Below are 17474 nucleotides of genomic sequence, written 5' to 3'. Positions count from 1 at the left end.
TGTCGGTCACACCAGGGACACTGGACAGGTGCGTGGGGATCCGTCGGTGCTGCATGTCGATCTGGACGCGTTCTTCGCGGCCGTCGAGCAGCGGGACAAGCCGTCACTGCGGGGCAAGCCCGTGGTCGTCGGCGGAGTCGGCGTCCGCGGAGTCGTGTCCACCGCGTCGTACGAGGCCCGCAAGTACGGCGTGCGGTCCGCGATGTCGACCGCGGAAGCGCGATCGCGGTGCCCGCACGCGGCGTACCTGAGCCCGCGGTTCGAGGTGTACCGGCAGAGCAGTCAGGCGGTGATGGCGGAGATGCGGGCGCTGTCGCCGCTGGTCGAGCCGTTGTCGCTGGACGAGGCGTTCATCGACCTGACGGCCAGCGGACTCACGGGGCTGACGGTCGAGGACGTCGAGGCGATCGCGCAGGACCTGAAGGACGCAATCCGGAAGGTGAGCGGCGGGCTGACCGCATCCGTCGGCGCCGGTACGTCGAAGTTGATCGCGAAGATCGCCAGCGACCTCGACAAACCCGACGGCGTGGTCGTCGTGCCGGCCGGGACCGAGGCGGAGTTCCTCGCGCCGATGCAGGTGACGGTGATCCCGGGCGTCGGTCCGGCGACGGCGCAGCGACTCAGCATGGCGGGCGTCCGGACCGTCGCCGACCTGCAGCAGCTCGACGAGGACGAGCTGATCCGGCAGGTCGGGTCGGCGCACGGCAACAGCCTGCACCGGCTCGCTGTCGCGGCCGACGACCGGCCGGTGGTGAGCGACCGCGAAACCAAGTCGGTCAGCGTGGAGGACACCTTCGAGACCGACATCATCGACCGGTCGCTGCTGGTCGCGATCGCCGACCGGATGTCGCTGCGGGTCTCGGAGCGGCTGCAGAAGGCGCAATTGTCCGGCCGCACGGTCACGGTCAAGACGCGCATGCACGACTTCACCACCCACACCCGCTCGTCGACCTTGGCCGGGCCGACCGACGACTCGCGGGTGATCGCGCGGGTCGCGCGCCGGTTGCTCGAGGAGAGCGAGATCGGCGGCGGCATCCGGTTGCTCGGCGTCGGCGTCTCCTCGCTGGCCGACTGGATCCAGGACGACCTGTTCACCGAGGACGAGCACGCCGGGAACCCGGTCGAGATCGTCGAGCTGCCGGCCCGGCCGCGTGACCTGGTCGGCTTCCATCCCGGTCAGGACGTCGCCCACCCCGACTACGGCCAGGGCTGGGTGTGGGGCTCGGGACGCGGTCGCGTCACGGTCCGCTTCGAGACCGCGGACACGCCGCCGGGACCGGTCCGAACCTTCGCGATCGACGACCCGGCGCTGACAAAAGTGCGGATCGTCGGGGCGGATGCAGACGAAGAACCCGAAACCAACCACAATGTCTCGAATGAATGAGGAACGGCGGGGGGTTTACCCGTTCTGCGCGCCGTGTACGGCGGCGTCCGAGGTCTGGCGCGCGACCGACACGGCCGGCCCGATGGGTAGCCGGTTCTACGGCCACCGCGACGTGTGCGAGAACTGCGGGTCGTCGGTGCGGACGCTCTACAACACCGTGCTGTGGCTGCCGGTGTCGAAGGTCGGCCAGTTCCGGATCATCCCGACCGGCGGACGGACGTACGTCGGCCGCAAGGTGGTCACGCTGCCGCTGCAGACCGTCGTACGGCGGGAGCCGGTGTCGGCGATCGCTCGGTATCCGGAGCTCGACTCGGACCCTGGCTACAAGCAGGCCGAGGCGCACTGGGACGACCACGAGCCGGGTCAGGCGTTGCCGTTCTACCAGTCGGCTCTGACAGAGCGGGAGAAGGTCCTGGCGGCCGACGACCCGGCGACGTTGCGGGTCCGGCTGCGCGTGGCGCAAGGGTTGCTGGCGACCAGGAACTACGGACGCGCGATCGCGTGGTTCGAGCTGGTGACGCCGCAGCTGACGGAGGTGTTCGGACCGCATCACGAGCTGACCCGGGCAGCGACCGAGGCCACCACCGGTGCGCGGCTGATGGTCGGCGGGCCGCGGTCGGAGGCCCAGCTGCTCGCGGACATCGTTGCCGCCGACGAGGACAGCCTCCTGGCCGGGGATCCGCAGTTGGTGCGCGATCGGGCCGCGTTGGGCCGGGCGCTGCTGGCGTGCGGCGACATCTCGGAGGCGCTCGAGGCGCTGACCCAGGTGGTCCGCGACGCAACACCGGGGCATCCCGATACAGCGGTCTACCGCACGGCGCTGGTCGACGCGTGCGAACTCGCCGAAGGGCGTGGGAAGAAGCGCGAGGTGCAGCTCGCCGAGGCTGCCCGCCGGGTGCTCACCGGCGAAGGCGCACCGACAAGCATGTGACGCATCCCTCGAGCTTCTCGAACTCACCGATGTCCACGACGACCGGCGTGTAGCCGAGGCCGGCGAACAACTCCGCCGACCTCGGCGCCGACGCAGCCATCAGCAACCGGCCCTCCCCCAGCAGTACGACATGTGCGCCGGCCTCCTCGGGCACAGGCCGGAAGCTGTCGAACGCAGCCGGATCGTCGACGAGCGGCTCGTACCCGATCACGGTCCCATCGGGCAGCGCGGTGACAGCCGACTTCAGATGCAGCACCTTCTGCACCGGCACCGCGCGGACGTCGGCGCCCAGCGGAGCAAACGCGGCCCGCAGTTGCTCGATTCCCTCCGCGTTCGTGCGTCCGCCTTGTCCGACGTAGATCGTCGGGCCGATCTTGAGTACGTCGCCGCCGTCGAGCGTGCCGGGATCGGTGATGCGAGCGATCCGGTAGCCCTGTGCGGCAACGGTCTCCTCGGCGGCCGCGGCCTCCGGGCGTCGCTCGTTCGCGCCGGCGCGGGCGATCACCGCGAGGTCGCCGTACACCACCATCGTGTCCTCGATGAAGACGCTGTCCGGACACTCCTCGATCGGCGGCACCTCGACCGTGGACCAACCGGTGCGGTGCAGCGCGTCGACGTACTGCTGCCACTGCGTCGCGGCGAGGTCGACGTCGACAGGCGTGCGTTCGATGTGGGTGACGAGGCCTTCGGCCAGGCGCGGGCTCGGGCGGCGGATGAGCGCTGTCGGCATGTCGGTCGGCATGCCAGGAGGTTATCCGGGTACCAGAAGGCATCCGAGAGACAGGAGACAACGGGATGCCGAAGATTCTTCCGGCGACAGGTGGTGACGTGGTCGAGATCATCCTCGCCGATCACCGGTGGTTCGAAGAGGCGCTTCGCGAGCTGCGCGACGTCACGAGCGACCGCGAGGCAGTGCTCGCCGATCTGGCCACGGTCCTGATCGCCCACGCCGAGGCCGAGGAGTCGAAGGTCTACCCCACGCTGCGGCGCAAGGACGCGATCGACGCCGAGGAGGTCGAGCACTCCGAGCACGAGCACGACGAGGGCAACGAAGCGCTGCTCGAGCTGATGGAGGTCGACGACACCGCGAGCGAGGAGTTCAGCTCGAAGCTGCACGAGCTGTCCGAGGCGCTCTCGCATCACCTCGACGAAGAGGAGCGCGACGTCCTCAACCCGGCCCGCACCGACGTCTCCGAACAGGTACGCCGCAACCTCGGCGACTCGTTCGCGGAAGAGCGCGCCCGGCTGATCGAGTCGGGCTGCGGCGACATCGCCAACGTCCGCAAGATCGTCAAAAGCTGACGACCAGCCCTTCCTCCGCGGCGATGACCTCGCCGTCGAACTCGGCCTGCGCCTCGCGCACCGAGATCGAGCGATCGGAGCCCGGCCAGAAATGCGTCAGCACGAGCCGCCGGGCTCCGCGCGCACCCCTCGCGGCCTCGGCGGCTGTCATCAGGTAGCTGCCGTTGGACTGACCTTGGTAGGTCGCATCCGAGACGAAGACGTCCGTCCCCTCGGCCACCAGCCGCAGATCCGGCGACGGGCCGCTGTCACCGGTATAGGCGAGCGTCATTCCCGGCGCGCTCAACCGCACGCCGAGATTCGTCGTGTAATGCGGCAGTTCCACGGTCAGCACCTCGAAGGGTCCGATCCGCGTCGTCGACGAGAGGTCGTGCACCGCGAACACCTCGGCCGGGTCGGGGTCGGGCTCGATCGCTCGCAGTACTTCGACAGTCCCCGGCGTGGTGTGCAGCGGAATGGGCGGTGCATCCGGAGCCTCGTAGTACCGCACCCGAGCCAGGCCGCTCACGTCGACGCAGTGATCCGGATGCTGGTGCGTCACGAGGATCGCATCGACCTCACCCTGCGGACAGTGCTCGAGGAGACGCGGCAAAGCGGCATACCCGAGATCGAGCACGACTCGGAATCCGTCGTACTCGACGAGGAACCCGGCGCACGCCCGACCGGCCTCGGGCCAGGCGCCGCAGGAGCCGAGGACAGTCAGCGACCTCACCGGGTGGCGAACGGCTGGTTGCTCGGCACGATCTCCTTGCCCAGCGGCAGGAGCGAGACCGGGATCAGCTTGAAGTTCGCCACGCCGAGCGGGATGCCGATGATCGTCAGGCAGAGCGCGATCCCGGTGGTCAGGTGACCGAGCGCCAGCCACCAGCCGGCGAAGATGATCCAGATGATGTTGCCGAGCAGCGCGCCCGCGCCGGCGCCCGGCTTGTCGACCACCGTCCGGCCGAACGGCCACAACGTGTACCCGGCGATCCGGAACGACGCGATGCCGAACGGGATCGTCACGATCAGCACACAGCAGATGATGCCGGCGACCGCGTACCCGACAGCCAGCCAGAACCCGGCCAGCACCAGCCAGATCAGGTTGAGAAGCGTCTTCATGCTTCCAAGCCTGCCACCTCACGGGTGTGTTGCCGCACCAACTCGGCAACAAGTCCGGGATCGTTCCGGGGCATCCAGTGCCCGCCCCTGACCACCTTCACGGTCAGATCAGGAGCCCATCGCGCGATATCGGTCTGCAGCGGTGTCGTGACGAACGGGTCGGCGTCGGGAGACACGGCCAGCACGGGTACGTCGGTACGCCGCTCCTCCGGGCGGATCAGCCGTGGCACGACGTTGGCGCGGTAGAGCTTCATGCCGTTCACGTAGTCACCGATCGAACGCCTGTCCTCGGCGTCCTGTTGCTCCAGCCGGTTGAACGCCCGATGCGCCCAGCCCGTGCGCCAGCCGAGCTCGGGGATCCATGGGAGGTGGAAGTAGACGATGTACCAGGAGTGCAGGAGCTGGCGGACAGCGGCGCGGTTCCGGCGGCGGAGGAAGTACCCGGCGTGGTCGAGCGACGGCCCTGAGATCGAGACGAACGAAACGATGCGGGCCTGGAGGTCGGGGTCGGTGACGAAGTGCCAGGACTGGATGGAGCCCCAGTCGTGGGCCAGGACGTGTACGGACTGGTCGGGTGCGGCGTGGTCGAGGACCGCTGCGAAGTCGTCTTGCAAACGGTCGAGGGCATAGGCGGATGTGACGCTCGGGTGATCGGATTCGCCGGCGCCGCGGACGTCGTACGTGACAACGTGGAAGTCCGTGGTGAGGTGCTCGGCGACCGGCTCCCAGAGCGCCGCGTTGTCCGGGTAGCCGTGGACGCAGATCAGTGTCGGTGCATCCGGATTGCCGTAGTCGTAGACGGCGATCGAGGTGCCGTCGGTGCTAGTAGTGGTCGACTTCGAGGGTGGCAAAGGTCATCCCCGCTTTCACCAGTCGCTCCCGCAGAGCGGGTCCCATGGCAGCGGCCGTGGTGGTCTGGCCGGCCGTCTCCGGCAGGTCGTCGAGCGCGAGGCACAGTGCGCTCTCGCCGAGCATCTTCGCGGTCTCGTCGTACCCGGGATCGCGGCCGGCGACCTCGGTGATCACCTGCTTGCCGCCGCCGCGGCCGACGAACCGGACGTTGAACCACGACCGCGCCCGCCGCTCCGGGCTCGGCCCGTCGCCGGGCTGCAGCCGGTTCAGCATCGCCTTGCGCACCGGCGGGATCTGCGCGCCGGCGATCATCAGGCTCACGCCACCGATGCCGGCGGCAACCATCGGGAGCCGGTCCATCGCCGCGTAGTGCGAGTAGCGGAAGTCAGGCCCGTAGCGATCGAGCAGCCGTGCGGAGTACCCGACGATCTGCGGATCGATCGTCGGCAGCGGCACCGCCCAGAAGCCCTGCTGGCGGTGGATCCGCCCGGACACCGCACGCGCCTTCCGTCCCTCCGGCCGCGGCTCGGCCTGTTTCCGCGCCCGATGCGCCTCGAGATTCTGCTTCGGGCGCGAGAACGCGGTGATCGCGGTGTGGAACGTCCCGCCCGACGGTCGACCGCCCGCTCGGAGCAGACCGTCGACCTGGATCGGCACGCCTTCCGGCAGCTGCTCGACGGTGTACTGCACGCCGAGGTCGTACGGAATCGAGTCGAACCCGCAGGCGTGGATGATCCGAGCGCCGGTCTCCGTCGCGCGCTGGTGATAGCGCACGTACATCCGATCGGTGAACTCAGGCTCGCCGGTGAGGTCGAGATAGTCCGTCCCCGCCTCGGCACACGCAGCGACCAGCGGCTCGCCGTACTGGATGTAAGGGCCGACTGTCGTCGCGACGACCCTGGTCGACTCGGCCAGCGCGCGCATCGACTCGGCGTCCGTCACGTCCGCGTGCAGGATGTCCTTGCCGAAGCGTTCCAGCTTCGCTTTGTTGCGTCCAGCAACGGCCCAGCGCAGCCCGGCGGGCGCGTTCTTCTCCAGGTACTCCGCGGTCAGCGCGCCGGTGAAGCCGCTGGCCCCCAGCAGCGCGACGTCGTACTCGCGGCTCATTTGTGCGCAGCCTTCTCCGAGTCGGCCAGTCCGCCGGCCCCGGTCGGCCTCGACGACTCCTCAGCGCCACGCGCCTGGATGTCAGCGAGCGCGGCCGCGTCCGCCTTCGGCATGCTGAACCGCGAACCGAACTCGATGAAATGCGGGATCGCCCACCGGACCACCTTCAGCGCGCCGATCCAGCCCGGCACGTGCACTGTCCGCGAACGCTTCTTGATCCCGTCCACGAACTTGTCGACCGCGAACTCCAGCGGATACGTCTTGCTCGCCAACGGCATCCCGGTCCGCACGCGGCCGAACACCGGATGCGCGTCCGCTCCCCGCACCATGTCGGTGTCGACGAAGGTCATGTGCGCAACCCCGACACGTACGCCGAGGTGCCTGAGCTCCGGCCGCAGCGTGTCCCCGAGCGCCTCGACGCCCGCCTTGGAGACGTTGTACGACGCGAGTCCGGGGATGTGCACGATCGCCGCGAGGGAAGAGACCAGCAGCAGGTAGCCCTTGCTATCGAGCAGGTACGGCAGCGTGAGATGGACTGTGCGCCAGACGCCGTACAGATCGACGTCGACGACGCGCTCCCAGGTCTTCGGATCCATGCTGCGGCTGAACCCCGGTGCAGCGATGCCGGCGTTCGCCATCACGACATCGATCCGGCCGTAGCGCTCGGCGACAGCCTCGACCGCAGCACGCAGCGAGTCGGTGTCAGTGACGTCGGCCTCCCACCAGCCGGCCTCGGGGCCGCAATCCTCCGCGACCTTCTTCAGCTCGTCGGGCTCCAGGCCGACCAGCGCGAGCTTCGCGCCGTCACCTGCCAGCTTCCGGGCCACCGCGGCGCCGATCCCCCGGGAGGCGCCGGTGATGAGGACGACTTGACCGGCCAACGGACGCATCTGGACCTCCAGCTTGTTGAGCAGATACTCAACAGTAAGTGCTTGTTGACCATTTACTCAATAGACTGCCGGTATGACCCAGACCTCTCGACTGCGCCCCGACGAGCGCCGGGCGCAGATTCTCGCCGCGGCTCGGCGGGTGCTGCTCGCGGATCCGCATCGCGAGCTGACGGTCGAGCTGGTCGCCGCGGAAGCCGGCGTCTCCCCCGCCCTGCTGTTCCACTACTTCGGCTCGAAGAAGAAGTTCCAGTACGCCGTCATCGAGGAGGCCGCCGCCGAAGTGATGCTGCGGACCGCCCCGGACCCGTCGCTGCCACCGGACGAGCAGCTCCGGTCGGGCATCCGCGCCTTCGTCCGCGCCGTACTCGAAGCCCCGCAGCTCTATCGCGCCACGCTGCTGATGTCGGCCGCCGGCGATCCGGAGATCCGCGCGCTGCACTCCGATCTCCGCCGCGTCTTCAGCCAGTGGGTGATCAGCGCGGTTGCGGAGCGTGGCATCGAAGTCACCCCCGTCGTCGAGCTCGCGTGCCACGGCTGGCAGGGTTACGTCGAACAGACCCTCCTGGTGTGGATCGACGATCCGACCGTCTCGCCGGAAGCCCTCGAACACCTCTGCGAGCAGTCCCTGGACGCGATCCTCACGACGACTTCCGAGTGAGCGTGATGAACAAGTTCTTCCTGACGGTGCACATCCTCGCCGCCATCCTCTGCGTCGGCCCAGTCACTGTGGCGACCAGCATGTTCCCGTCGATCGCGAAGCGCACGCTGACGGCCGAGACCCCGGAGGTGGGCGGGCTGCAGGTGCTGCACCGGATCACCAACGTCTATGCCTGGGCCAGTCTCGCTGTGCCGGTCTTCGGGTTCGCGCTCGCGGGCAGCATGGACGTGATGGGCGAGGCGTGCCTGATCAGCTCGATCGTGCTGACGCTCGCTGCGGCGCTGGTGCTCGCCTACCTCGTCGCGCCCGCGCAGTCGAAGGTGCTGGCGGCCGCGGGCGGGACGGCCGAGGAGCGCAGTGCCGTGCTGTCGAAGGCGAAGCTGCTGTCGATGACGTCCGGGATCTTCGCGTTGCTCTGGCTGGTCGTGCTGGTGCTGATGGTCGTCAAGCCGGGGCACCACAGAGGGTAAGGTTCCCGCGTGCTGACGGTTGCCACGGTGAATGTGAACGGGATCAGGGCCGCGTTTCGGCGTGGGATGCAGCCGTGGCTGGACGACACCGATCCGGATTTGTTGCTGATGCAGGAAGTCCGGGCGACGGACGACGTACTGCGGGAGCTCCTCAGTAGCGGCCGGGATGGCGAGTGGAACATCGCGCATGCCGAGCCTGCGATCGACGGGCACAAGGGGCGCGCCGGCGTCGCGGTGGCGAGCCGGCGGCCGATCAAGGACGAGCGCGGCGAGATCGGTCCGGAGCGGTTCGCCGGATCCGGGCGGTGGGTCGAGGCGGACGTCGTACTGGAGGACGGGACGACGCTGACCGCGGTGAGCGCGTACGTGTTCACCGGCGAGTTCGAGACGCCGCCGCGACAGGAGGAGAAGTACGCGTTCCTCGACGCGATCACCGCCCGGCTGACCGAACTGCGTGCCGACGGCCGGCACGTGCTGATGTGCGGCGACCTGAACATCGCCCACCGCGAGGAGGACCTGAAGGCCTGGAAGGCCAATCGCAAGAAGAGTGGCTTCCTGCCTGAGGAGCGTGCCTGGATGGACCGCCTGTTCGAGGCCGGCTGGGTCGACCTCGGACGTCGGTTCGGCGGCGAGGGACCGGGGCCGTATTCGTGGTGGTCGTGGCGCGGCAAGGCCTTCGACAACGACGCGGGGTGGCGCATCGACTACCAGATCGCCTCCCCCGAGTTGGCCGCCGCGGCCCGCAGTTGCGTCGTCCACCGCGCCCCGACGTACGCCGAACGCTGGAGCGATCACGCGCCGGTCGTCGCGACGTACGACGTGTAGCCCTTGCCGGACCTACGGTGGGAGCCATGCCCGAAGATCCAGCCTTCGTCCTGCCGACCCCGGACGTCGCCCGTGAAACCCACGAGGGCCTCGAGCTCTACCTCCCGAGTGCGACCGAGCCGGCGCCCGCGGTTCTGCTGATCCACGGCGTGCCGTACTCCGCTGAAGGCCGACCGCTCCCGAGCAAGTGGAACATCTACCAGGGCTACGCCGGCCAACTCGCCGACCGCGGCTGCGTCGCTGCCGCCGTCGACCACAGCCCCGACGGGCGTCCGGACGACGACCGCTCCAACGCCGCGTTGGCGGGCGCGATCGAGGCCATCCGTGCGCATCCGCGGGTGGACGGCGAGCGCGTCGCGCTGTGGTTCTTCTCCGGCAGCGGGCCGTTGGCCGCCGCGTTCCTGCAGAGTCCGCCGGAGTGGCTCCGATGTGTCGCGCTGACCTACCCGGTGCTGGGCGACTCCGGGCTGGTGACAGTACGAGGTGTGGATCCGGTCGAAGCGGTCAAGGGGGCGCGGGGACTGCCGGTGGTGATGACTGTGGTGGGGCGTGAGCTGGCCGACGTAGCGCCGACCCAGCCGCCGTTCATCGACGCTGCGCGGGCGGCCGGGGTGAGGCTCGAGGTGATCGAGGTGCCGAACGGCAGGCACGGGTTCGACGTACTCGATCACACCGAGGAGTCGCGGGGTGCGGTCAGGGCCGGATTGGATGCGGTAAGCATCTGCGTGCGCGGGTAGTCTCGCGGCATGTCCGAGACTTCATCTGTCACGCCGCCGGTTGCTGCCCGCAAGCCGGTCGAGCGGGTGCACCACGGCGATGTGTTCGTCGACGAGTACGAGTGGTTGCGGGACAAGACCGACGACGAGGTGCTGGGGTACCTGCGCGCCGAGAACGCGTACACCGAGGCGCGCACGGCCCATCTGGAATCGTTGCGTGAGGCAATCTTTCGGGAGATCTCGGACCGGACGCTGCAGACCGACCTGAGCGTGCCGGCGCGGCGCGGCGGGTACTGGTACTACTCGCGCACGATCGAGGGTCAGCAGTACTCGCTGCACTGCCGGGTCAAGGTGGACGGCGACGAGCCGCCCGCGACCGACGGAGAGATCGCCGGCGAAGAGGTGATGCTGGACGGGAACGAGGTGGCCGGCGATTCCGAGTTCTTCTCGCTCGGCACCGTCGACGTCTCCCCCGACGGCCGCCTGCTCGCGTACTCCGTCGACCTCAAGGGCGACGAGCGTTTCACGCTGCGGATCAAGGATCTGAGCACCGGCGAACTGCTTCCCGACGAGCTGCCCGAGGTGCACTACGGCTCGGCCTGGTCCGCGGACGGCTCGACGATCTTCTACACGAAGGTCGACGACGCCTGGCGGCCGTATCAGGTCTGGCGGCACACGCTCGGCGCCACGGACGACGTCCTGGTGATGGAGGAGCCTGACGAGCGGTTCTGGGTCGGTGTCGACCTGACCCGCAACGAGCAGGCGATCATGATCGCGCTCGGCAGCAAGCTCACCAGCGAGGTCTGGCTGCTGGACGCACAGGACCCGACCGGCGAGCCGGTTGTCGTTGCCCCGCGCCGCGAGGGTGTCGAGTACGACGTCGAGCACGCCGGCGACCAGCTCCTGATCACGCACAACGCGGATGCCGCCAACTTCTCGCTGGCGTCCGCGCCGCTGGACTCCCCCGGCGACTGGACGACGCTGATCGAGGGCGACGAGACCAGCCGCCTGCTCGGCACCGACGCGTTCGCCGACCACGTGATCCTCTACCGGCGGCGCAACGCGCTGACCGAGCTCGCGATCATGCGACGGTCGGACGGCGGCTTCGGCGAGCCCGAAGTACTGGAGTTCGACGAGCCGATCTACACGGTCTCCCCCGGCCGCAACGACGAGTGGCACGACACCCGGTACCGCTTCGGGTACACGTCGCTCGTCACGCCTGGTTCGACGTACGACGTGGACGTCGCGACCGGCGAGCGGCGGCTGCTCAAGCAGCAGCCGGTGCTCGGCGGCGTGGACCTGACCGCGTACACGCAGTACCGCGAGTGGGCGACCGCACCGGACGGGACGAAGGTGCCGATCTCGATGGTCGCGCGCAAGGACGTCGCGAAGGACGGGAACGCGCCGGTCGTGCTGTACGGCTACGGGTCGTACGAGTCGTCGATGGATCCGTGGTTCTCGATCCCGCGGCTGTCGCTGCTCGACCGCGGCGTGGTGTTCGCGATCGCGCACGTGCGCGGCGGCGGCGAGCTCGGCCGGCACTGGTACGACGACGGCAAGATGCTGACGAAGCGGAACACCTTCACCGACTTCATCGCCGCCGCGGAACACCTGGTGGAAGCCGGCTGGACCAGGCCGGAACGCATCGTCGCGCAGGGCGGCAGCGCCGGCGGGCTGTTGATGGGCGCGGTCGCGAACCTGGCCCCGCAGGCATTCGGCGGAATCGTCGCGGAGGTCCCGTTCGTGGACGCGCTGACCACGATCCTCGACCCGTCGCTGCCGCTGACCGTGATCGAGTGGGAGGAATGGGGTAATCCGCTCGAGGACAAAGCCGTCTACGAGTACATGAAGTCCTACTCGCCGTACGAAAACGTCACCGCGCAGCACTATCCGCGCATCCTGGCGATCACCAGCCTGAACGACACCCGGGTGTTCTTCGTCGAGCCGGCGAAGTGGGTGGCGAAACTCCGGGCGACCGCGAGCGGCGACCCCGACGTACTGCTGAAGACGGAAATGGATGCCGGTCACGGTGGCCGCAGCGGGCGGTACGACGCCTGGCGCGAGGTCGCGTTCTCGCTGGCCTGGGAGCTGGACACGCTCGGACTCAGCTGAAAACCGAGCCGAAAAGCGGGAATTTCCGCCTCCGGATGTGTGTTGTGCAACACATCCGGAGGCGGTTTTCTGTCCGGATTCTCAGGTTCGGTGCGGGGTGTCGGGCCGAATATCGCAGCGGGGCTGCGGGACACCGGTTTCCACGGCGGAATCACTGCCGGGAACTCTCAGGGAACCTTCAGGGTGTTTACACACTGGTACCGGAATCTTGAACCCTACTCGAGCGTTGCTCTCCATGTAACGACGAAGGGAGTTTCGGTGGCTCGCATGGCTCGTGTCCGGTCGACGGACGACGGTATCGACGGCAAGGACAGTGTAGGTCTCTACCTCGAAGAGATCGCGCGCACGCCTTTGCTGACGGCTGAGGAAGAGGTCGAGCTCGCTGAGACGGTCGAAGCAGGACTCCTTGCGGAGCAACTGCTGGCCGAGGGGCGGGTTGGACGTAAGAAGGGCGGAGCGCCCAAATATGCCACGGAGGAGGAGCTGGAGTGGCTGGCCGAAGCGGGCCGGCGCGCGCAGCAGCGGTTCGTGACCGCGAACCTCCGGCTCGTGGTGTCGATCGCCCGCCGGTACGGGCGGTCCCAGATGCCGCTGCTGGACCTGGTCCAGGAGGGCAACACGGGACTGATCCGCGCGGTGGAGAAGTTCGACTACCGGAAGGGTTTCAAGTTCTCGACGTACGCGACCTGGTGGGTGCGGCAGGCCATCACCCGCGGTATCGCGCAGCAGGCCCGAGTGGTCCGGCTGCCGGTGCACGTGGTGGAGCAGCTGAACCAGATCGGGTCGGCACGGCGCACGCTGGAGCGCAAGCTCGGGCGCGAGCCGGAGATCGACGAGATCGCGGCGGAGCTGGGTCTGGACGAGGAGCGGGTCACCGAACTGATCCGCATCGGCCGGGACCACATCAGCCTGAACAGCCCGGTCGACGACGAGGGCGAGACCTCGCTGGGTGACCTGATCGCGGCCGAGACCGCGCCGGGTCCGGACCAGCTGGTCGCGGACGCGTCCGACCGCTCGGGCCTGTTCAGCCTGGTCGACCAGCTCGACCCGCGGTCCGCGGACGTGATCCGGCGCCGTTACGGCCTGCACGACGGCCGCCAGGCCAAGCTGGCCGACATCGGCGCAGTGCACGGCATCTCGGCGGAGCGAGTCCGCCAGATCGAGCGTGAGGCGCTGGGCCGCCTGCGCCTGATGGCAGACCCGACGCTGGCCGCGTAACACCCACTCCGAAACCCCTCAGGACCCCCGAGCCGTGATCCGGCTCGGGGGTCCTTCGGTGTTCCCGGGTGTATCCGGGTCAGTTCCAGCTGTCGAGCAGCGCCGGGAGCTCGGAGAGGCGCTGGATCGTGGCGTCCGGCGTACCTTCCGTGTGGCCGATCTGCTCGGTCGGGATCGCGCTGTGCGGCAGGTGGGCGGCCCGCATGCCGACGTTCTGCGCGCCCCAGACGTCGTCGAAGAGCCGGTCGCCGACGAACAGGCAGCGTGACGGCTCCGAGACACCGACCGCACGCATCGCCGCGAGGAACGCCTCCGGGTGCGGCTTCGTGTGCGGGATCTCGCTGGTGTAGACCGCGCCGTCCAGCAGCTCGTGGACGCCGTCGCGGGCGAAGATCTCCTCGTGCCGCCGGCGGGGCCAGATGGTGTTCGACAGCACGCCGACCTTCAGGCCGCGCGCCTTCAGCTCGCGCAGCGTGTCGATGGCGTCCGGGTCCAGCTCGGTGTGCGGGTCCCACTGCCGGTCGTACTCCGCCTGGGCCGCCGGGCTGAGGACGACGTCGGCCAGCTTGCACACCTCCTCGAGCGTGCTGCTCAGATGCTCGTCGCGCGAGCGCAGCCAGATCGACCCCTCGGCCGCCACCAGCCGGGCGGCCAGCTCGTCGGCCTGGTCCTCGTCGAGCACCGCGGCGACGGCGCGCCAGGTCTCGCGCAGGTCGATGTCGTGCCAGGTTGCCAGTGTGCCGCCCCAGTCGAACAGGACGGCCTCGATCTTCACGTTCGTCACGCGGCAAAGCCTGCCAGAGCGGACCGACAGTTCTCGCGTGGTTTTCAGCTCACCCGGGCTACCTGCTGCCGGCGGGCCAGCCAGGTGATCGCGAACGCGTAGAACGCCAGGCACGGGATGTCGGAGGCCAGCAACGTCCATGGCGCGCCACCTTGCTCGTCCCAGCCGGAAAGCTGACCGGTTGCCGCAGGCAACATAAACGCGAGCAGGTTGTTCAGCGCGTGCAGCGCGATCCCCGCCTCCAGTCCCCCGGTCCGGACCGTCAGCCAGCCGACGGTGACGGCGAACAGGAACACGTCGGCCATCGCCCAGCCGGTGTAGCCGTGCGCCGACACGAACGCCGCGCCGCCGATCACGATGCCCGGCCACGGGGACCGGAAGGCCGTCCGCAGCCATCGGGCCTTGCCGTTCGGGTTGTCCGGGCCGTATGCGCCGACCGCCTGGATCAGCCAGCCGCGGAACATGAACTCCTCGGCAGCGGACTGGAACGGCACCAGGAACAGGATCACCAGCGCCGGGACGACGAACGCGCCGAAGCCGATCCACGACCCGCCGTCGTTCCCGATCGAATCGTCGGGAGGGAAGATCGCGTCGACCAGCAGGCCCATCGCGTACGACAGCGCGAGGTACCCGAGAGCCGGCACGCAGCACAGCAGCAGCCAGCGCCAGCGGATCTTGTTCAGGACCGAGGCGACGCTCCAGAACGGCCGGCGCTGGACGACCCACGCGGCCAGCCCGACAGCCGGGGTCAGGATGCCGAGCATCACCAGGGTGACCGCGAGGTTCTCGGTGTCGCTCGGGAAGATGTCCGAGCCGCTCGGAGCCGGGAACGGCCCGGCGATGACGCGGTGCGCGATCGTCCAGGCGACGACAACGCCTGTCGTCAGGAACAGGACGAAGGCGCCGAGCAGGAGCGTCCCGACGATCGGGCGCCACCAGGTGTGTTTCGGAGTACGCGCCAGCCGGTGGAACGGCGTACCCGGCGGGGCGGGGATGATGCGGGGCTCACGGTAGGCATATTGGACCGGGTACGGCGCCGGAGCACCCGACTGCTGAGGGTGGGGTGGCGGCGCGCCCCACTGCTCCGGGTACGGGCCGGGGTGGGCCGGGGGCGGTGGGTACTGCCCCGGCTGGGAGTATGGGCCCGGTTGCGGTTGCTGGTGCGGTGGCGGCCCGGGCTGTTGCGGGTCCATGACTGGACTCTAGAAGATCGGGCCAAGCAGACGGAGGGAAAACACGGTGGCTACTGAGCCCGAAACATCCAGGTCGACGGACGCACTGCCGCAGTCCGTGCTGATGCCGCTCAGCGGCTCGGCCATCTTCCTGGTCGTCCAGGTCGAAGACGGCGGCGAGGACCGGACCCGCGACCTGCTGGAGCGGATGAGCGGCCTGGTCCGGTCGGTCGGATTCCGTGTGCCCAACGGCAACCTCTCGTGCGTCACCAGCATCGGCTCCGACGTCTGGGATCGCCTCTTCAGCGGTCCGCGGCCCGCCGAGCTGCATCCGTTCGTCGAGCTCAAGGGCGCGACCCACCACGCCCCGGCGACCCCCGGCGACCTGCTGTTCCACATCCGGGCCGCCCACCAGGACCAGTGCTTCGAGCTGGCCGGCCAGATCATGACCGTCCTCGACGGCGCCGCCACGGTCGTCGACGAAGTACACGGCTTCAAGTACTTCGAGATGCGGGACCTGCTCGGCTTCGTCGACGGGACCGAGAACCCGACCGGCGCCGACGCACAGGCCGCCGTACTCGTCGGCGACGAGGACCCCGACTTCCGGGGCGGCAGTTACGTCATCGTGCAGAAGTACCTGCACAACCTGAAGGCGTGGAACGCGCTGACGGTCGAGCAGCAGGAGCAGGCGGTCGGCCGGACCAAGCTCGACGACATCGAGTTCCCCGACGCGAAGAAGCCGGCTAACGCGCACATCGTGCTGAACGTGATCGAGGACCAGGACGGCAACCAGCTGCAGATCCTGCGTGACAACATGCCGTTCGGCACGATCGGCACGCAGGAGTTCGGCACCTACTTCATCGGGTACGCGAAGAGCCCGTCGGTGACCGAGTTGATGCTGCGCCGGATGTTCATCGGCGTACCCGAGGGCACCCATGACCGCCTGCTCGACTTCTCGACCGCCGTCACGGGTGGCCTCTTCTTCACACCGACGTCGGACTTCCTCGACGACCTCCCGCCGGCGCCCTGACGATTACTCGCCGTTCAGCGGCGGGTCGACGAAGCTCGCCCAGCTGTAGTTCACCGGGTCGCTGAACGTGCCCGGCACCTTGCCGAGGCTGTTGATGACGGTCGCGGTTCCGTTGGCATGCCCCACGGCATACAGGTACGCCGAGCCGCTGTCCTTGTCGATGCCGAGGAGCAGCGTGCCGTACTGTCCGCACCGAGTGGTCAGCAGCGACTCGAAGCCCTGCCAGGTGCTCGTGCGCAGCGCCTTGACCACCGGCTTCATCGGCGAGCTCAGGGGGATCCGGATCGTGTAGAGCGCGCCGCCTCGAGTGGTCGCCAGCAAGGTGTCGTACGTCGACGTCCGGCTGATCAGCGCGACCGCCTTCACCGACGCGAACCCGGCGTACGAACCCGCGGAGCGCCAGGCGGGCTTGCCGTTGACCTCGCTGACGAACCACCGGTAGAGCACGCCGTCGTTGCGCAGGGCGTACGTTCTTGCGTTGCTACCGCCGTCCGCCGACCAGGACTTGGTCAGGGTGCGGAAGTCGTTCCAGCCGCCGCCGATGCGGGTCATCTGGTTGCTGACGACCTTGCCGTCGGTGCCCTTCTGGGTGAGCAGGCCGCCGTCGTACAGCACGCCGCCGGTGACGACGGCGCCGGTCAGTGCGGTGTTGTCGTCGAAGTCGTCGTCCCAGACCCAGTCGCTGCTCAGGGCGACGGTGCCGAACGGCTGCTTCGCCATCGTGTCGACCGGGTTGACCGAGATGGGTGAGGTCGCGCGGACGTATTTGTTCACGAGGTCGTTCCCCGCGGTCACCGAACCGGCCTGGATGTAGCAGGCGGTCGCCGTGGGTGCTGCTGCTGCCGGACTGATAGTGGTGAGGACGGGAGCGGCCAGGAGCAGGCCGGCTGCCGCCGCAATCATCTTTCGCATACTCGTTCCC

General features: G+C 68.8%; 19 protein-coding genes. 10 read left to right on the top strand and 9 right to left on the bottom strand.

Annotation, left to right across the window (positions count from 1 at the left end; all coding sequences use genetic code 11):
- The first annotated feature begins 28 nt into the window (after positions 1 to 28).
- Both OHA10_RS30725 and OHA10_RS30720 read left to right on the top strand, forming a co-directional pair.
- Positions 29 to 1384: a DNA polymerase IV gene (locus OHA10_RS30725; protein ID WP_371402244.1), complete on the top strand. Its 1356-nt coding sequence runs from the start codon at positions 29 to 31 to the stop codon at positions 1382 to 1384.
- Positions 1377 to 2315 carry a hypothetical protein gene (locus OHA10_RS30720; protein WP_371402243.1) on the top strand — a complete coding sequence of 313 codons (939 nt, stop codon included), beginning with the start codon at positions 1377 to 1379 and terminating at the stop codon, positions 2313 to 2315. Before OHA10_RS30725 ends, OHA10_RS30720 begins: the two co-directional genes overlap by 8 nt.
- On the opposite strand, the gene ddaH is transcribed toward OHA10_RS30720, so the two are convergent.
- Positions 2284 to 3057 carry a dimethylargininase gene (gene ddaH, locus OHA10_RS30715; RefSeq protein WP_371402242.1) on the bottom strand — a complete coding sequence of 258 codons (774 nt, stop codon included), beginning with the start codon at positions 3055 to 3057 and terminating at the stop codon, positions 2284 to 2286. The genes OHA10_RS30720 and ddaH overlap by 32 nt on opposite strands.
- Before the next feature lie 53 nt (positions 3058 to 3110).
- On the opposite strand from ddaH, the gene OHA10_RS30710 reads away from it, so the two are divergent.
- Positions 3111 to 3617: a hemerythrin domain-containing protein gene (locus tag OHA10_RS30710; protein ID WP_371402241.1), complete on the top strand. Its 507-nt coding sequence runs from the start codon at positions 3111 to 3113 to the stop codon at positions 3615 to 3617.
- Here OHA10_RS30710 and OHA10_RS30705 read toward each other — a convergent pair.
- Genes OHA10_RS30705 through OHA10_RS30685 form a run of 5 tightly spaced genes read right to left on the bottom strand, consistent with a single transcriptional unit; the run spans position 3607 to position 7567 of the window.
- A complete protein-coding gene (locus OHA10_RS30705) occupies positions 3607 to 4329 on the bottom strand; it encodes an MBL fold metallo-hydrolase (RefSeq protein ID WP_371402240.1) in 723 nt (240 codons plus the stop codon). The genes OHA10_RS30710 and OHA10_RS30705 overlap by 11 nt on opposite strands.
- Positions 4326 to 4718 carry a YccF domain-containing protein gene (locus tag OHA10_RS30700; RefSeq protein ID WP_134099988.1) on the bottom strand — a complete coding sequence of 131 codons (393 nt, stop codon included), beginning with the start codon at positions 4716 to 4718 and terminating at the stop codon, positions 4326 to 4328. The genes OHA10_RS30705 and OHA10_RS30700 overlap by 4 nt, the downstream gene beginning before the upstream one ends.
- Positions 4715 to 5569, bottom strand: a complete 855-nt coding sequence (locus OHA10_RS30695; RefSeq protein ID WP_371402239.1) for an alpha/beta fold hydrolase — start codon at positions 5567 to 5569, stop codon at positions 4715 to 4717. The genes OHA10_RS30700 and OHA10_RS30695 overlap by 4 nt, the downstream gene beginning before the upstream one ends.
- The gene (locus tag OHA10_RS30690; RefSeq protein ID WP_371402238.1) at positions 5541 to 6677 is read right to left on the bottom strand and encodes a trans-acting enoyl reductase family protein; all 1137 of its coding nucleotides are present in this window, start codon (positions 6675 to 6677) and stop codon (positions 5541 to 5543) included. The genes OHA10_RS30695 and OHA10_RS30690 overlap by 29 nt, the downstream gene beginning before the upstream one ends.
- Positions 6674 to 7567: an SDR family oxidoreductase gene (locus tag OHA10_RS30685; RefSeq protein ID WP_371402237.1), complete on the bottom strand. Its 894-nt coding sequence runs from the start codon at positions 7565 to 7567 to the stop codon at positions 6674 to 6676. The genes OHA10_RS30690 and OHA10_RS30685 overlap by 4 nt, the downstream gene beginning before the upstream one ends.
- A gap of 73 nt (positions 7568 to 7640) precedes the next feature.
- On the opposite strand from OHA10_RS30685, the gene OHA10_RS30680 reads away from it, so the two are divergent.
- The 6 genes from OHA10_RS30680 to OHA10_RS30655 all read left to right on the top strand — a co-directional run bounded on the left by OHA10_RS30680 (position 7641) and on the right by OHA10_RS30655 (position 13566).
- Positions 7641 to 8225 (top strand): TetR/AcrR family transcriptional regulator, encoded by a 585-nt coding sequence (locus OHA10_RS30680; protein WP_371402236.1) that lies wholly within the window; start codon positions 7641 to 7643, stop codon positions 8223 to 8225.
- Between the two features lie 5 nt (positions 8226 to 8230).
- A complete protein-coding gene (locus OHA10_RS30675; protein WP_371408012.1) occupies positions 8231 to 8695 on the top strand; it encodes a hypothetical protein in 465 nt (154 codons plus the stop codon).
- A gap of 9 nt (positions 8696 to 8704) precedes the next feature.
- The gene (locus tag OHA10_RS30670; protein ID WP_371402235.1) at positions 8705 to 9520 is read left to right on the top strand and encodes an exodeoxyribonuclease III; all 816 of its coding nucleotides are present in this window, start codon (positions 8705 to 8707) and stop codon (positions 9518 to 9520) included.
- A gap of 26 nt (positions 9521 to 9546) precedes the next feature.
- Positions 9547 to 10257 carry an alpha/beta hydrolase family protein gene (locus OHA10_RS30665; protein WP_371402234.1) on the top strand — a complete coding sequence of 237 codons (711 nt, stop codon included), beginning with the start codon at positions 9547 to 9549 and terminating at the stop codon, positions 10255 to 10257.
- Positions 10258 to 10266: 9 nt separating this feature from the next.
- Positions 10267 to 12348, top strand: a complete 2082-nt coding sequence (locus OHA10_RS30660) for a S9 family peptidase (protein WP_371402233.1) — start codon at positions 10267 to 10269, stop codon at positions 12346 to 12348.
- 258 nt (positions 12349 to 12606) lie between these two features.
- The gene (locus tag OHA10_RS30655; protein WP_137255243.1) at positions 12607 to 13566 is read left to right on the top strand and encodes an RNA polymerase sigma factor RpoD/SigA; all 960 of its coding nucleotides are present in this window, start codon (positions 12607 to 12609) and stop codon (positions 13564 to 13566) included.
- 79 nt (positions 13567 to 13645) lie between these two features.
- On the opposite strand, the gene OHA10_RS30650 is transcribed toward OHA10_RS30655, so the two are convergent.
- The gene (locus OHA10_RS30650; RefSeq protein WP_371402232.1) at positions 13646 to 14350 is read right to left on the bottom strand and encodes an HAD family hydrolase; all 705 of its coding nucleotides are present in this window, start codon (positions 14348 to 14350) and stop codon (positions 13646 to 13648) included.
- A gap of 44 nt (positions 14351 to 14394) precedes the next feature.
- Positions 14395 to 15543 carry a lysostaphin resistance A-like protein gene (locus OHA10_RS30645; RefSeq protein ID WP_371402231.1) on the bottom strand — a complete coding sequence of 383 codons (1149 nt, stop codon included), beginning with the start codon at positions 15541 to 15543 and terminating at the stop codon, positions 14395 to 14397.
- Positions 15544 to 15589: 46 nt separating this feature from the next.
- Between OHA10_RS30645 and OHA10_RS30640 the strand changes: the two genes are divergently transcribed.
- Positions 15590 to 16552 carry a Dyp-type peroxidase gene (locus tag OHA10_RS30640; RefSeq protein WP_371402230.1) on the top strand — a complete coding sequence of 321 codons (963 nt, stop codon included), beginning with the start codon at positions 15590 to 15592 and terminating at the stop codon, positions 16550 to 16552.
- A 3-nt stretch (positions 16553 to 16555) separates the two neighbouring features.
- Here OHA10_RS30640 and OHA10_RS30635 read toward each other — a convergent pair whose 3' ends face one another.
- Positions 16556 to 17464 carry a hypothetical protein gene (locus OHA10_RS30635; protein WP_371402229.1) on the bottom strand — a complete coding sequence of 303 codons (909 nt, stop codon included), beginning with the start codon at positions 17462 to 17464 and terminating at the stop codon, positions 16556 to 16558.
- Between the last annotated feature and the right edge of the window lie 10 nt (positions 17465 to 17474).

Source organism: Kribbella sp. NBC_00662, from assembly GCF_041430295.1.
Classification (GTDB): Bacteria; Actinomycetota; Actinomycetes; order Propionibacteriales; family Kribbellaceae; genus Kribbella.
Note: the sequence above shows the minus strand (reverse complement) of the source record. Positions and strands in the feature narration are given on the sequence as shown.